The sequence below is a fragment of the Exiguobacterium sp. s39 genome (assembly GCF_018618925.1).
Taxonomy (GTDB): Bacteria; Bacillota; Bacilli; order Exiguobacteriales; family Exiguobacteriaceae; genus Exiguobacterium_A; species Exiguobacterium_A abrahamii.
Genome location: NZ_JACSNA010000001.1, coordinates 320486 through 334182 on the forward strand (window position 1 = coordinate 320486; position 13697 = coordinate 334182).

Consider the following 13697-nt stretch of genomic DNA (forward strand, 5'->3'; position numbering starts at 1 on the left):
CTTTTGACCCTAGAATATTTCTTCTGAAGAACTATTTTGATCGGATTGACGTCATAAATGAAAAAAATCAGGACCATCTAACCGTTGCCTTTCAATGAATATTCTGAACGACGACTCATCTTCAAAAAAGCAGGTCTATCGTCCATCTTCCACCAGGAATGGATTCGGTGTGAAAATGAGCGTGTAACATCCGCTTTCATACATACCATTTAAGGGGGAACACACATGAACTGGAAGTCAAAGGTCACAGGTGCGCTCGCTGCAACACTTGCGCTCGGGTCAATCGTCTTTACACCGGTCACAGCAAAAACAGTTGATCCAAAACAAGTTTCAGCAGGTCCGCAGATGGTTACGTCACAATCGACGATCGATGCGTACTATTTACCAGCAGCGGGGAAGACAGGGGCAGCGTTGAAGGCATCGCTGCACGATATCATCGATAATCATACACAAGTGTCATACGACACGGTATGGACAGCACTGAAAGAAACGGATCAAGATCCAAACAATGCGAATAACGTCATCGAGTTATACACGGGGAAATCGATTTCAAAGAGCAGTAACGGTGGGAATGTCGGTCAATGGAATCGTGAACATGTCTGGGCAAAGTCACACGGTGACTTTGGTACGTCAAACGGTCCAGGAACAGACTTGCATCACTTGCGTCCGGAAGACGTTGTCGTCAACAGCGCACGTGGGAATTTAGATTTCGATAATGGCGGTACGAAATACAGTGGATGTGATTGCTATCGCGATAGCGATTCGTGGGAACCACCGAACCGTGTCAAAGGTGATATCGCGCGGATGATCTTCTACATGGCGGTTCGTTATGAAGGTGGCGGAGAAATCGATCTCGAAGCTTCTGAAAACGTCAATAATGGTACGAACCCGTTACATGGCAAATTGTCGACGCTGAAAGCATGGAATAAGCTTGACCCAGTTGATAGCTTCGAGAAACGTCGCAACGATGTCATCTTTGAGAAGTGGCAAAAAAACCGGAATCCGTTCATCGATCATCCGGAATACGTAACATCAATTTGGGGGAATTGATGACGAGTCAGTGAATAGGAAAGGGGCTGACTCAACAGTCAGTCTCTACAAAGATAAGGGTGGCAGAATGATGATCTGCCATCCTTATCTTGTAACAAAAAGAATGACGCGTTTCACGCAACTCCTACAGGGAAAAGCGCATCTTTGCGCTGTCAGATACAAATAAGACCCGCTTTCCTGCTTGAATAAAGCAGGAAAACTGGCTTGTGTCTCACCTGAGGAAAGGGCGTGAAAAGACGCGTCATTCTTTTTTGAGTCAGCCTTTTTTCATTGAGTCCGAACCTGTTATGCTGAAACTTTTTTGGAGAACCATTCGTATTGCCTACCGTAAGCCATTTTTTAGTAGAGAGGTCGTACGGTATGATCAAACGCACGTTTAACAAACGAAACATCAAATGGATGGTCGGTGGGGGACTAGTCGCTTGTGTCGCCTTCTGGTACAGTGTCGGTATTTTCGTCAATAAAGGGGAACGGCCACTCGCTGATGGGACGTCACCGTATGTCATCGTCCTCGGTGCGGGTGTCAAAGGAGAAAAACCGTCGCAAATCCTACATAACCGGATTCAGGCAGCTGCGGCATATGGGAAACAACATTCAGAAGTCCGCTTCATCTTGAGCGGTGGACAAGGTCCAGATGAAGATATTTCAGAAGCAGAGGCGATGCGTCGCGGGATGGTGGCATCTGGGATTGCTGAAGAACGGTTGATCCTTGAAGCCGACTCGACATCAACGACGGAAAATCTACAATTTTCAAAAGCGTTGTTGCCAAAGGACGTTCGTCGCGTCTCGATCGTCACGTCAGACTTTCATCTGTACCGTGCGCGACAAGAGGCGAAACAACTTGGTTTACAGACGGATGCGATTCCGGCTGAAACGCCACTTTCAGGAGTCCTTCGATTTGGAATGCGCGAACGCGTTGCGATCGTTGTTCAATTCCTACGCTAAAAACCCCGACATGCTGAACATGTCGGGGAGAAAGAAGAAGTGCATTGAATGATTAGATGCCTTCACCTTTATGTTTTTCCTCAGAAGATTGAGAATCATTTGCTTGTTTGTCGGAAGCATCATGCTCAGCAGGTGGTTCTTCTTTGCCGAGTGCGACATCCTTCGCTTCGACGACTTTATTGCTGATTGCATTCAAGTCACCTTTCGTCTCATTTACTGTCTCTTTCACCGTCGAGGCATCTGATTTCACCGTTTCAAGCTCTGTGTTCACTTTGTCATAGACATTTTGAACGTCAGATGCGACTTCTTGAATGATGCTTGAAGCACTCTTCACTTGATTGATGACTTGTGATGCTTTACCTGACGGATCTTCCTTAATAGAAGAAGCGAGGGTAGAGACGGAATCTTTCGCTCCCCGTAAACTCTGTTTCGTATTTTGGCGAGACGAAGAACTAAGTAGCGTCAATAGACCGCCGACAAGGGCACCGAGCAACATCCCTGTGACGAGATTGATTTGACGACCTGATGATTCTTCCTGATCGAACTGGCGATTCGGATGTTCTGCGTGTGCTGCGTGTGGATCATGTTGAAGCTTCGGTTCCATGATGAACACTCCCTTGAGATAATATTTAACCATGATATGGATATACCCTTGTGAGTGAATAAAAAACATTTAAAAATAACATGTATTTGAAATGAATATAAAAAAGACCATCGTGATATGATGGTCTAAGAGGTTCATTTGTTGGATGAATCATCATCATTTTCGTGACGAAGTTTTCGGTTGATTTCATCATAATCGATTTCGATATCATCTTTGTTGCCTTTGTAGCCATATCCTTTCGAAATGACGATGATCGAGGCGACCAAGACGAATACGATGATGAGAATGGAGACGACATATAACCACATAGTCCACTCCTCCTTTCGTTCACTTTCTAGTATGACGGAAAACGCATCTTCCGTCTAAACGAAATTGTAGGTTGTGTGCTAAACTGATGTCAGATAAACATGTTAAACGGAACGAGGTGACGGCGTATGAGTATTTTGGTCGTAGATGATGAGTTAACGAATTTAATGCTCCTAGAGCGATTGTTAGAAAATGAAGGCTATGACGTCGTCAAGGCGATGAGTGGGGAAGAAGCAATCGAATTGATGGAGGATCCGTTATTCATCGAACAGTTGGACGTCGTTCTCCTCGACGTCGAAATGCCAGGAATCAGCGGAATCGAGGCGACACGTTTGATTCGAAAACGGTTTGGTCTTGATGAATTACCGATTCTGATCGTTTCCGGGCGATCAAACGAAGAAGATATCGTTGATGGACTGAATGCAGGAGCATCGGATTATACGACGAAACCGATCCGTAAAACGGAATTGCTCGCGCGAGTTCGTAACGCGATTGGTCTGAAGCAAGCAATCGATGCGCGAAAACGATATGAAAAAGTATTACAGGAAGACTTTGATTTGGCGCAAAAACTGCAACAGAGTGTGCTCAGTGCGAATATCGAAGACGATGAGATCCGCATCATGGCGACGTATATCCCTTCTAAGAAATTAGCAGGAGATATGTACGCCTGGTACCGCATCTCTCAAAATAAATACGGCATCATCTTGTTTGACGTCATGGGACACGGTGTCTCTTCTGCGCTGATCACGATGGGAATGAGTTCGATTTTGTTCGAACTCGTGCACCGGATTGGTGATCCAGCACAAGTACTTGAAGAATTGAATCAGCAGATGAGTCGTTTGTTCCCGGGAGACGAGACAGAAATCTATTTCACTGCCGTTTACCTCTACATCGACCTAGATGAGATGAAGCTCAGCTATGCGAACGCAGGGCACCCACCTGGTTTGTTACGCATGAATGATCAAATCATTCCGCTTGAGAATACGGGACTTCCTGTCGGTATGTTCGAAGACTCGACGTATTCGAGCAAGACGATCGACATCGTCTCACCAGGATGTGTTTACTTGTACACGGATGGTTTCATGGAACTCTACAGTAAAGGCATTGATGAAGGAATCCACGCCATCCAGAATCTGATCGAACAACAAGGACCGAACATCCATCAGTTGATTCAACCGGATCAGAGCGATGAAGCGGATGACTTATGTCTCGTGACGGTCGAAATCAATTAACCTGTAAATGAAAAGACTCAGCGAAGGAAGCACCGTCGCTGAGTCTTTTTTGAGTCATACAAGCTCTGAATCTACTTGAACTAAAAGAACCTTCTCCGCCATAAGATGAAGGCGGCAAGACCAGAGAAGAAGATCATCATACCGAAAACAATCCAGAATCCGATGACTTCTCCTTCCCATGGAACGTGGACGTTCATCCCGAACATCCCGGAAATCATCGTCGGAATCGAGATGACAATCGTAATCGAGGCAAGGAACTTCATGACGAAGTTGACGTTGTTCGAGATGACAGAACCAAACGTATCCATCGTCGAACTGATGATGTCTTTATAGATTTGAGCCATCTCCATCGCTTGTCGGTGTTCGACGAAGACGTCTTCCAGTAAATCTTCATCATCTTCATGTTTCTCAAGACTCGGAGTCTTAATGATTCGGTCGAGCACACCATCGTTCGATTTCAAGGACGTCATGAAATAGACCAATGATTTTTGAAGGTTCATCAATTGAAAGATTTCTTGATTTCGCATCGAACGTTGAAGTTCTTCCTCAAGTTCGTCCATACGACGATCGATTTGACGCAAGAAACGTAAATACGAGGAACTGACTTTATAGAGAATCTGGAATACGAAGCGCGATCGGTAATTCGTCCGGAATCCTCGCAACTTACCACTCGAGAATAACGTCAGGACATCGAGCTGTTGCGAACAAACGGTAATGAAATGACGGGATGTCACGATGATACCGAGCGGAATCGTATTATAACGGCGTCCTGATGATTCTTCTTCGATGTAGGGAACGTCGACGATCATCAGTAGACCTTCTTCATCTTTTTCAAAACGTGGTTTTTCTTCCACGTCCAAAGGGTCATAAATGAAATCCTCTGGAATATTCGTAGCAGCGATGACTTGGTCGGCTTCGTCCTTTGTCGGATTGACAAGATGGATCCAGGAACCCTTCGTGAACTCCTGTATCTCGTTGACTGCCCCGGTGACATCGCTTCGATAAATCGTCAACATATTGTCTATCCCTCCTGCTCTTCACTGTCTCATTATAGAAATAGAAACGATGGCGTGTAAATGATTCTCCGATTTTTTTTTACGAAGATTAGTGATAAGATGAAAACAGAGGAGGGGAAGACATGCCTTTTTTTAATGCTAAGAAGCTCGAAGAACTTCAATCGATCGCGGGTGGGGATCACGCGTTCCTTCAAAAAATCGGAGAAACGTATATCGCGCAGTTCGATCGAAAGTTTCCTGAACTAAAAGATGCCGTCGCCAAGCAAGATGCTGAGCAAACTGAAAAGCTCGCTCACTTGCTAAAAGGTGCTTCCTATTCCGTTGCCGCTGATGATTTAGCTGATGATTTCGAACTGCTTGAAAAAGAAGCAGAATCTGGTTCAATGACCGGAACACAAGAAATCGTCGATCGGATTGAGCAATGCATGGTGGAATTCCGTGTCGTCTGGCTCGATGTGTTTACTGGAAAAAATCTTGACGCGCTGCGTTGAGCAATCGAATAGATCAAAAAAGCCGACATGCTGTCGGCTTTTTTTCTTATAAGACGTATGAATCGACCGTTTCGATCAAACGACCGATTTCCGGTTTCGTGATTTGTGCATTGACACCAACCGACTCACCTTTATGGCGTAAATCGTCGGAAATCAAGGAAGAGAAGACGATGATTGGCAATTCCGCATAACGATCATCTTCACGGAGTCGTTTCGTCAAGTGTAGTCCATCCATCTTCGGCATCTCGATATCGGTGATCAGGAGGTCACAGTTGCTTCCGTTCTCAAACGCATCAAAAGCTTCCTTACCATTGATGAACCATTTCAGACCATGGTAACCGGCTTCCTCGAGTGTTTCGATGATCAACGTCCGGAGCATTTCCGAGTCTTCGGCGATCCAGATGACTTTGTCGGACCGGTCACGGGACTGGACGCGACGCCCTTCTTCGCGGGCGAAGATATCCTTGCGTGAGAGCTCAAGTGCGATTTTTTCGTAGTCGAGCAAGATGATCATTTTGTCGCCCGTTTTGACGACACCGTTCGTTAATCCCTCAATGCCACGAGCGAGTTCGTTTGGTGTATCGATCTGTTCCCATGAGATACGACGGATTTCCGTCACGGAATCGACACGCAGGACGCTTTTTTCCCCATTAAATTCACAGATGATCAATCGATCCTCGGTTGCTTCATCGTGTGGAACACCAATGACCGTCGGCAAATCGATGACTGTCATGACTTCGCCACGCAGTTCAATCAATCCTTTAACAGCGTCCGGTGTACCTGGGAGTGGTGTCATCGGGAGCGGAACGATGATTTCCCGAACCTTCATGACGTTGATTCCAAACGTGTATGGTCCGCAATGGAAGATGACGATCTCGAGTTCGTTCGTGCCGGCTTCTAATAAAATATCGTGCTGATTATACATATGGTTGTGCCCCTTTCCATTACCTTCACTTCACTTCTGACTAGTTATCGGCATGCTACGCTAAAAATTCTAGTTCTGAATTGACAAAAAAATTGTTGTAATCGCTTTCATAATATGTTAAGCAAAAAGTTTGGCATTTGTCAGACCAATTGATTACAATAAGCTATGCAGCCACACACTGAAATGAGAGAGATAAAAATAAATGGAGGTAGAGTGGAATGACTACAGCAACAACCTACACATTTTTACTAGATGGACAATGGCATGAAAGTGAATCAAAAGAGACGATTGAAATCTCTTCACCATATAAAGAGGATCTTGTCGGTCGCGTCCAAGCGATGACAAAACCGGAAGTCGATCGTGCCATCGCTTCAGCGAAAGCGGCACAAGCAGAGTGGGCAAAACAACCAGCGAACAAACGGGCTGAATTGCTTCACGCTTGGGCAACGGAACTCGAAAAACGTGCGGACGAAATCGGTGAAGTCATTATGCGCGAAGTCGGTAAAGGACGTGCAGATGGCGTCAAAGAGGTCAAACGGACAGCTGAAATCATTCGCTACACAGCGGAAGAAGGTCTCCGTTTCGACGGTCAGATGATGCAAGGGGATTCGTTCCCTGGTGGTAGCGCGAAAAAAATCGCGGTCATCAAAAAAGCACCACTCGGCGTTGTCCTTGCGATTTCACCGTTCAACTACCCAGTCAACTTGGCAGCAGCAAAACTTGCACCTGCCCTCATGACAGGAAACGCCGTCGTCTTCAAACCGGCAACACAAGGTTCGATCAGCGGTATCTTGATGGTCGAGGCACTTGTCGCAGCAGGTCTTCCGGCTGGACTCGTCAACATCGTCACAGGTCGTGGATCGGTCATCGGTGATTACTTGACGGCTCACCCGGGTATCAACATGATCACATTTACTGGTGGTACAGGCACAGGACAACATTTGTCGCGTCAATCGGCAATGATTCCACTTGTCCTTGAACTTGGTGGAAAAGACCCAGCGCTCGTTCTTGAAGATGCGAATCTGTCACTTGCGGCAGACCATATCATCAGTGGGGCGTTCTCTTACTCAGGTCAACGTTGTACAGCAATCAAACGCGTTTTCGTTCTTGATCATCAAGCGGATGCACTCATTGAAGAACTCAAGACACGAATCGCGAAATTGACAGTCGGTTCACCTGAACAAGACAGTGTCGTCGTGCCGCTCATCGACACGAAATCAGCGGACTTCGTCGAAGGCTTGATCACGGACGCAACAGACAAAGGCGCAACGCTCGTCTCAGGTGGCGGACGTACGGCGAACTTGATCGAACCAACACTTCTTGACAACGTGACACGCGACATGCGCGTTGCTTGGGAAGAGCCGTTCGGACCAGTTCTTCCAATCATCCGTGTCAACTCAGTCGACGAAATGATTGCATACTCAAACGAATCAGAATACGGTCTTCAAGCAAGTGTCTTCACAGAGAATATCGATGCTGCGTTTGCAGTAGCGGATGCGCTTGAAACAGGTTCTGTTCAAATCAATGGTCGGACGGAACGTGGTCCTGACCACTTCCCATTCATCGGTGTGAAATCATCGGGTCTCGGCGTTCAAGGCGTCGGACGTAGCTTAGCTTCGATGACACGCGACAAATTAACAGTCCTCAACTTAAAATAAGTTTCTGACCGACCTTTCAATCTGCGGAAAGGTCGGTTTTTTGTGCATCCATTTCTCGCGCTTTAACGTAAGCTAGAAAACAAATGTCACCCTTTGACGCACAAAGTTTGGCGCTATAGCTTCATTCTCTCTATAATGAAAGAAAATGGACGAGAGAAAAGAGGCGTGTAGGTATGACTGTATCAGACGAAATCATCCCGATTCCGATTCCGACACCATTTCCGGTTGGAGACGTGAACTGCTATGTACTACGAACGGAAGGGGAAAACATCCTCATTGATTGTGGACCGGATACGCTTGAAGCATGGCAAACGATGCAACGGACGCTTGCACGACATGAACTTCAGGTCGAGGATTTAGATCGTGTCATCGTGACACATCACCATGCGGATCACGCCGGAATGGCGCATCGCTTTTCAGAAAAAGGCATTCCCGTCTATGGACATGCGCGATTAAGCCCATACTTGGAACAGGACGAGATTTTCTTGAACAACGGGGACGCATTCTTGCGTCGATTGGCGACATCGTTTGGCGTTCCGGTAGCGATTCAAGAGATGTTACCAAGCTATCAATCTGCCTTGAAATGGCTTGGAAAAGGTCAACTTGATTTCACATTAAAAGAAGGCGACGCGATTACGCCGTCTGGGCGATACCGTGTCATCGAACTACCGGGGCATGCAAGTGACCAAATCGGAATTCTAAGTGACGATGGTGTATTGTTCGCGGCCGATCACCTGCTCGACCGGGTCGAGCCGAATCCATTGCTCGAACAACCGCAACCAGGTGATGATGTGCTCGTAAAACGTCCTGTTCTTGCGTATCTTGACTCCTTAGAAAAATTACAAAGTGAGCAGATTCGAATCGCCTACACTGGACATGGTGCTCCGATTCGAGATGTTGCGGTACTCGTCGAAGAACGATTGATGCAACGCAAAGCACGTGGTGATCAGCTCTTGAAGTATTTTACGGGAGAACATACGTTATTCGAATTAGCACAAGTGACGTATGGAAACCGATTAAAAAAATCATTCCCTCTTGTCATGAGTGAGATGAAAGCACGTCTCGATACACTCGTCGCCCGCGGTGCGATCACGGTCGAGAAACGATCAGGTATCCTCTACTATTCAAAAGCGGAGGAAGTCTAATGCAGCTCATCAACCGGACGATTGTCATCACGGGTGCTTCAAGTGGACTCGGGGAAGCACTGGCGCGCACTCTGCATAAAGAAGGCGCAAACTTGATTTTAATTGCACGACGCGAGGATCGATTACAAACGTTAGCATCTGAACTCCAGGCAGACTACCTGGTCTACGATTTGGAAAAGGCGCCTGAAATTCTTGCAAAAACACTCGCAAATCGTTATGGACGGATTGATATTTTGATTAATAACGCAGGTTTCGGGGAATTCAGCTTCTTAGACGATACCTCGATTGAAACGATTGAGTCGATGCACCGGATCAACGTCTTAAGTCCCGTTCGCTTAACGAAGGCATGTCTGCCATTACTCAAAGAAGGTGGCATGATCGTCAACGTGGCCAGTCAGGCGGGGAAGTTGCCGACACCGAAATCAACGATCTATTGCATGACGAAAGCAGCGATGTTGCAGTTTTCGAACGCGTTACGTCTGGAGTTACGTCCAAAAGGCATCCACGTCATGACGGTCAATCCAGGACCGATCGCGACAGAATTTTTTGTCCGTGCGGATGTCGACCGGAAGTATGAGCAAAATGTCGCTTCTATCGTCGTATCGAAAGAACGACTAGCTTCGACTGTCGTCCGAGCAATAGAGCGGCGTAAACGTGAAGTCAATGCACCATGGTGGATGGAGCTATCGGCAAAAGGGTACGGCGTGATGCCACGGTTGATCGAGTGGTTAGGAAAACCGGGCTTCGATAAAAAGTGATGACGGAGGAGAACGACAAATGAAAACAAAGGTAATCAGCTTTCTTGCCCTAGGTACGCTGCTCGCAGGCTGTGGAACACCGGATGCGACACCGGAACCGAAGAATGTCTTAGGGACTTCTTATCAGACGATCGAAAAAGAAGCGGAAAAGTCAACGGTTCGGATGTATATGTGGGGCGGCGATGACGGCATCAATGCCTACATCGATGAATACGTAGCACCGCGTCTGAAGAAGGAACACAACATCACGTTAGAACGGGTCCCGATCGAGACGGCGGATATCATTCAAAAACTGCGTGCTGAGAAACAGGCAGGTAAGGAAAAAGGTGTCATCGATGTCGTCTGGATCAATGGCGATAATTTTTTAAATGCTAAAAAAGATGATTTACTGTATGGAGAAATCACAAAAGTCCTCCCGAACATGAAGTATGTCGATGCTGCCGCACAGAGTTCAGATAGTGGTACGAAAACAGACGGACTTGAAGCCGCATGGGGGAAAGTTCAATATACGTTGCACTATGACGCAGCTGACGTGAAGTCGCCACCGACCGACTTGAAAGCACTGAAGTCATGGGTCAAGGAAAATCCAGGACGTTTCACTTATCCGGAAGTGACGGACTTTACGGGGAATGCCTTCGTCCGCCACGTCATGTATGGTGTCGAATCAAATGAAACCTTAAAAGACCCGAAAGCAGACTTCAAGAAGACATGGGCTTATTTGAACGAAATCAAACCGTATCTCTGGAAAAAAGGGAAGACCTATCCAAAGACACTTGCCCAACTCGATCAGTTATACGCGAAGGGAGACGTTGATTTCACGATGGGCTTCAACGAACGACGGGCTGAACAAGAAGTAACGTCAGGAACGTTTCCGAAACAAACACGTCCGATCGTCTTGAAGGATGGATCAATCGCGTCAACGCATTTCCTTTCTGTACCGTTCAACGCACCGAATCCGAAGGGCGCACTCGTAGCGATCAATACGTTGTTATCACCAGAAGCACAGTTGAAAAAATACGATGCGACGTATTGGGGAGACGGAACGAGTCTTGATTTATCGACACTTGATTCATCAGAACAAAAGCAATTCGCTGATGTACCGGCTGCACCGTCGACACCAAAGCCAAGCGTCTTTGAAGGAAAGGTCCGGACGGAACTCGACCCATCCATTTTCGAGATGATCCGTAAGGAATGGCCGTCTCGTGTGGCGCGGTAACGCGTATCCTGCTGCACTCTTGATGGCAGGCATGGTCTTATACGGGTTATGGGTCAGTATCTCGATGACGACATCTGCTGATTACCGCGAGCTACTGACGGATGAGGTCTTTTTAGAGAGTCTAGCCGTCAGCAGTTACGTGGCCATCGTCAGTACGGTGCTCGCGCTGATCATTGGTGTGGTGCTCGCAAGGCTCTTGAGCAGAACAAGACTAGCTGCGTTACTTGCGATTCCTTTATTCATCCCTCATCTAGGAGCAGCATACCTCGCGATTCTCTATTTGAGTGATGTGCCTGTCATCGGACCGCATGAAGGGAATTATTTTAGTGTCATCTTGACGTATCTGTATAAAGAAATTCCGTTCGTGTTTTTTTATCTCTTACCGGTGGTCCGGCGCCTTGATTCGCGTTATCAAGAACTCGGTATGATGCTCGGTTTATCACCAGTGCGCCGATTCTGGCATGCGCGGGGTGTTTTCCTGCTCGTTCCGATGCTTGAGGCAGCATTTATCTTGCTTGCCTTCATCCTGTTCGCATATGAGATTCCAGCACTGCTCGGCGTGACCTATCCAAAATTACTTGGCGTCTATGCATTCGATTTGTATACACAAGGCGATTTATCGGAGCAACCACTCGCTTTTGCAATGAGTGTCGTCTTGACGGGAGGACTCTTCCTCCTGCTATTGCTTATGACTGGTTTGACACGCCCACTGGCAACGAAGATCAGTAGGGGGCGAAGCGAATGATGAAAAAAATCAGTGTGATCGTATTCGTTGTACTCCTGTTCATCGTTCCTTTAATCGGTTTGATTCCAGGAGAGTGGAGTTGGAATCCGCGCCTAGAAGCGACGCTCGGTACGACCGTCGCGATGATTTGTGCCGTCGTATTGTTAAATCATCTCTTCGGGTACATAGCAGGAAAAGCGATTGCCTTTCAAACGGGGAAACGGATTCGTATAGCAGAGTTCTTGATTAGTTTGCCGCTGTTCGTTCCCGTGTTATTGCTATCATTCGGTCTCTATTTGACATGGATCCGTCTTGGTTTGGCAGATCGATTTTTCGGTGTCCTGCTCGTGTTGCTTCTGCCGACCTTGCCGTATACAGTTCGCTTGTACACGAACGGATTTCAGGCGCTCGGAGAACGGATGCTTGAACAGATGGTCTTGATTGAGGGGAACCGGTTCAAGCGTTGGTTCTATTTGACGGGACCGATGCTTCGGTCGACGTTACAATCCGTGACGCTACTCGTCACGGTGATCACGATCAGTCAGTATGCACTAGTTGCGTTGATTGGTGGTGGGATCGTCCGCATGATATCACTCGAAGTATTCCCGGCGTATTCTGGTAATTCGCAAGGGGCGGCGCGTCTAGCGACGCTGTGGTTGATCGGGTTGCCCATTCTCTTTTATGCTGGACAAGCCGTTATTTTTTCTAGTTGGATACGAATCGTACGGAGGCGTTTAAATGGAAGTCACGATACAACAAGTCAATAAACGATTTGGAACGAAGCATGTATTGTCTGATATCGATTTAAATATCGCATCTGGACAATGTGTGGCTTTAGTCGGACCGAGTGGTAGTGGGAAAACGACGCTTCTCCGCCTGATTGCAGGTCTCGAACGTGTGACGAGTGGAGTGATTCAGTTCGGCGACCGAGATGTGACTGTCCTTTCACCAAATCAGCGAGGTGTGACGATGATGTTTCAACGGTCGCTGTTGTTCCCACATTTGAACGTCGAACAGAACATCCGTCTCGGCGCCAAACAATTAACACCGATCGAGCTCGAATCCTGGTTACATCGCGTCGGACTCGAGGGAAGAGGAAAAAGTGCTGTTCACGAATTGTCAGGGGGCGAACAGCAGCGGGCGAGTTTAGCTCGTGCGCTGGCAAGTCAACCGGACTTCTTGTTGCTCGATGAACCATTCTCGAGTCTAGATGTACCGAGACGACGGGAACTACGGACATTGATTCGGAAGTTGACCGAGGAACAAGGTGTCACGACACTCCTTGTCACACACGATCGGGAAGAGGCAATGGCGATGGCGGATATCGTCTATGTCTTAGAACAGGGGCGAATCGTCGATCATGGCACGCCGATTACGCTTAGCCAGACCAGCCCGTTTTTTGGGGAAGGCATTCAGATTGAAGAAACATGGCACCCGTTGACGGCAGTCAACTTGGTCTCAAGACCGACGAAGGAGTCGGATGAACGTGTTACGATTACGAAAGAACTCATTCAATACGGTGTTCGTTTCTACGAAGTAGAACGAGTATCCGGAGAACGACTCGTGCTCTCTTCAGACGAGACGATTCATGAGAAAGAAGGCTATATCGTTAGAAAGGAGGGGTGAC

Annotated in this window: 15 protein-coding genes; 11 read left to right on the top strand and 4 right to left on the bottom strand. The window is 47.2% G+C overall.

The annotated features are described in order from the left end of the window. Positions 1-225: 225 nt before the first annotated feature. Positions 226-1050, top strand: a complete 825-nt coding sequence (locus KNQ11_RS01640; RefSeq protein ID WP_149427005.1) for an endonuclease I family protein — start codon at positions 226-228, stop codon at positions 1048-1050. 360 nt (positions 1051-1410) lie between these two features. Next, positions 1411-1995 (top strand): YdcF family protein, encoded by a 585-nt coding sequence (locus KNQ11_RS01645; protein ID WP_023467654.1) that lies wholly within the window; start codon positions 1411-1413, stop codon positions 1993-1995. A 52-nt stretch (positions 1996-2047) separates the two neighbouring features. Here KNQ11_RS01645 and KNQ11_RS01650 read toward each other — a convergent pair whose 3' ends face one another. Both KNQ11_RS01650 and ytzI read right to left on the bottom strand, forming a co-directional pair. Continuing rightward, positions 2048-2599, bottom strand: a complete 552-nt coding sequence (locus tag KNQ11_RS01650; RefSeq protein ID WP_023467655.1) for a hypothetical protein — start codon at positions 2597-2599, stop codon at positions 2048-2050. A gap of 134 nt (positions 2600-2733) precedes the next feature. Beyond that, a complete protein-coding gene (gene ytzI / locus KNQ11_RS01655) occupies positions 2734-2907 on the bottom strand; it encodes a YtzI protein (protein ID WP_023467656.1) in 174 nt (57 codons plus the stop codon). 126 nt (positions 2908-3033) lie between these two features. Here ytzI and KNQ11_RS01660 point away from each other — a divergent pair, with 126 nt between their 5' ends. Beyond that, the gene (locus KNQ11_RS01660; protein ID WP_035408959.1) at positions 3034-4137 is read left to right on the top strand and encodes a PP2C family protein-serine/threonine phosphatase; all 1104 of its coding nucleotides are present in this window, start codon (positions 3034-3036) and stop codon (positions 4135-4137) included. Positions 4138-4217: 80 nt separating this feature from the next. Here the strand turns inward: KNQ11_RS01660 and KNQ11_RS01665 are convergent, their stop codons facing one another. Next, the gene (locus KNQ11_RS01665; RefSeq protein WP_023467658.1) at positions 4218-5153 is read right to left on the bottom strand and encodes a magnesium transporter CorA family protein; all 936 of its coding nucleotides are present in this window, start codon (positions 5151-5153) and stop codon (positions 4218-4220) included. Between the two features lie 122 nt (positions 5154-5275). On the opposite strand from KNQ11_RS01665, the gene KNQ11_RS01670 reads away from it, so the two are divergent. Beyond that, entirely contained in the window at positions 5276-5644 is a 369-nt protein-coding gene (locus KNQ11_RS01670; RefSeq protein ID WP_023467659.1) for an Hpt domain-containing protein, read from the top strand. A 46-nt stretch (positions 5645-5690) separates the two neighbouring features. Here the strand turns inward: KNQ11_RS01670 and KNQ11_RS01675 are convergent, their stop codons facing one another. After that, positions 5691-6569, bottom strand: coding sequence for a chemotaxis protein CheV (locus KNQ11_RS01675; protein ID WP_023467660.1), 879 nt, complete (start codon positions 6567-6569; stop codon positions 5691-5693). A gap of 218 nt (positions 6570-6787) precedes the next feature. Here KNQ11_RS01675 and KNQ11_RS01680 point away from each other — a divergent pair, with 218 nt between their 5' ends. From KNQ11_RS01680 to KNQ11_RS01710, 7 genes are all read left to right on the top strand, one after another. Continuing rightward, a complete protein-coding gene (locus tag KNQ11_RS01680; protein WP_050678501.1) occupies positions 6788-8227 on the top strand; it encodes an NADP-dependent glyceraldehyde-3-phosphate dehydrogenase in 1440 nt (479 codons plus the stop codon). 173 nt (positions 8228-8400) lie between these two features. After that, positions 8401-9372, top strand: coding sequence for an MBL fold metallo-hydrolase (locus KNQ11_RS01685; RefSeq protein ID WP_214769154.1), 972 nt, complete (start codon positions 8401-8403; stop codon positions 9370-9372). Continuing rightward, positions 9372-10130: an SDR family NAD(P)-dependent oxidoreductase gene (locus KNQ11_RS01690; protein ID WP_214769157.1), complete on the top strand. Its 759-nt coding sequence runs from the start codon at positions 9372-9374 to the stop codon at positions 10128-10130. Before KNQ11_RS01685 ends, KNQ11_RS01690 begins: the two co-directional genes overlap by 1 nt. Before the next feature lie 19 nt (positions 10131-10149). Further along, positions 10150-11346 (top strand): ABC transporter substrate-binding protein, encoded by a 1197-nt coding sequence (locus KNQ11_RS01695; protein WP_214769159.1) that lies wholly within the window; start codon positions 10150-10152, stop codon positions 11344-11346. Beyond that, positions 11333-12091 (top strand): ABC transporter permease family protein, encoded by a 759-nt coding sequence (locus tag KNQ11_RS01700; protein WP_064300243.1) that lies wholly within the window; start codon positions 11333-11335, stop codon positions 12089-12091. Before KNQ11_RS01695 ends, KNQ11_RS01700 begins: the two co-directional genes overlap by 14 nt. Then, complete coding sequence (locus tag KNQ11_RS01705) at positions 12088-12837, top strand: ABC transporter permease subunit (protein WP_251139605.1); 750 nt, start codon at positions 12088-12090, stop codon at positions 12835-12837. Before KNQ11_RS01700 ends, KNQ11_RS01705 begins: the two co-directional genes overlap by 4 nt. After that, positions 12809-13696 carry an ABC transporter ATP-binding protein gene (locus KNQ11_RS01710; protein ID WP_214769162.1) on the top strand — a complete coding sequence of 296 codons (888 nt, stop codon included), beginning with the start codon at positions 12809-12811 and terminating at the stop codon, positions 13694-13696. Before KNQ11_RS01705 ends, KNQ11_RS01710 begins: the two co-directional genes overlap by 29 nt. Position 13697 lies beyond the last annotated feature (1 nt).

Coding starts and splice junctions, on each gene's coding strand:
- KNQ11_RS01640 (WP_149427005.1), top strand. CDS start 226: ATGAACTGGAAGTCAAAGGTCACAGGTGCGCTCGCTGCAACACTTGCG.
- KNQ11_RS01645 (WP_023467654.1), top strand. CDS start 1,411: ATGATCAAACGCACGTTTAACAAACGAAACATCAAATGGATGGTCGGT.
- KNQ11_RS01650 (WP_023467655.1), bottom strand. CDS start 2,599: ATGGAACCGAAGCTTCAACATGATCCACACGCAGCACACGCAGAACAT.
- ytzI (WP_023467656.1), bottom strand. CDS start 2,907: ATGTGGTTATATGTCGTCTCCATTCTCATCATCGTATTCGTCTTGGTC.
- KNQ11_RS01660 (WP_035408959.1), top strand. CDS start 3,034: ATGAGTATTTTGGTCGTAGATGATGAGTTAACGAATTTAATGCTCCTA.
- KNQ11_RS01665 (WP_023467658.1), bottom strand. CDS start 5,153: ATGTTGACGATTTATCGAAGCGATGTCACCGGGGCAGTCAACGAGATA.
- KNQ11_RS01670 (WP_023467659.1), top strand. CDS start 5,276: ATGCCTTTTTTTAATGCTAAGAAGCTCGAAGAACTTCAATCGATCGCG.
- KNQ11_RS01675 (WP_023467660.1), bottom strand. CDS start 6,569: ATGTATAATCAGCACGATATTTTATTAGAAGCCGGCACGAACGAACTC.
- KNQ11_RS01680 (WP_050678501.1), top strand. CDS start 6,788: ATGACTACAGCAACAACCTACACATTTTTACTAGATGGACAATGGCAT.
- KNQ11_RS01685 (WP_214769154.1), top strand. CDS start 8,401: ATGACTGTATCAGACGAAATCATCCCGATTCCGATTCCGACACCATTT.
- KNQ11_RS01690 (WP_214769157.1), top strand. CDS start 9,372: ATGCAGCTCATCAACCGGACGATTGTCATCACGGGTGCTTCAAGTGGA.
- KNQ11_RS01695 (WP_214769159.1), top strand. CDS start 10,150: ATGAAAACAAAGGTAATCAGCTTTCTTGCCCTAGGTACGCTGCTCGCA.
- KNQ11_RS01705 (WP_251139605.1), top strand. CDS start 12,088: ATGATGAAAAAAATCAGTGTGATCGTATTCGTTGTACTCCTGTTCATC.
- KNQ11_RS01710 (WP_214769162.1), top strand. CDS start 12,809: ATGGAAGTCACGATACAACAAGTCAATAAACGATTTGGAACGAAGCAT.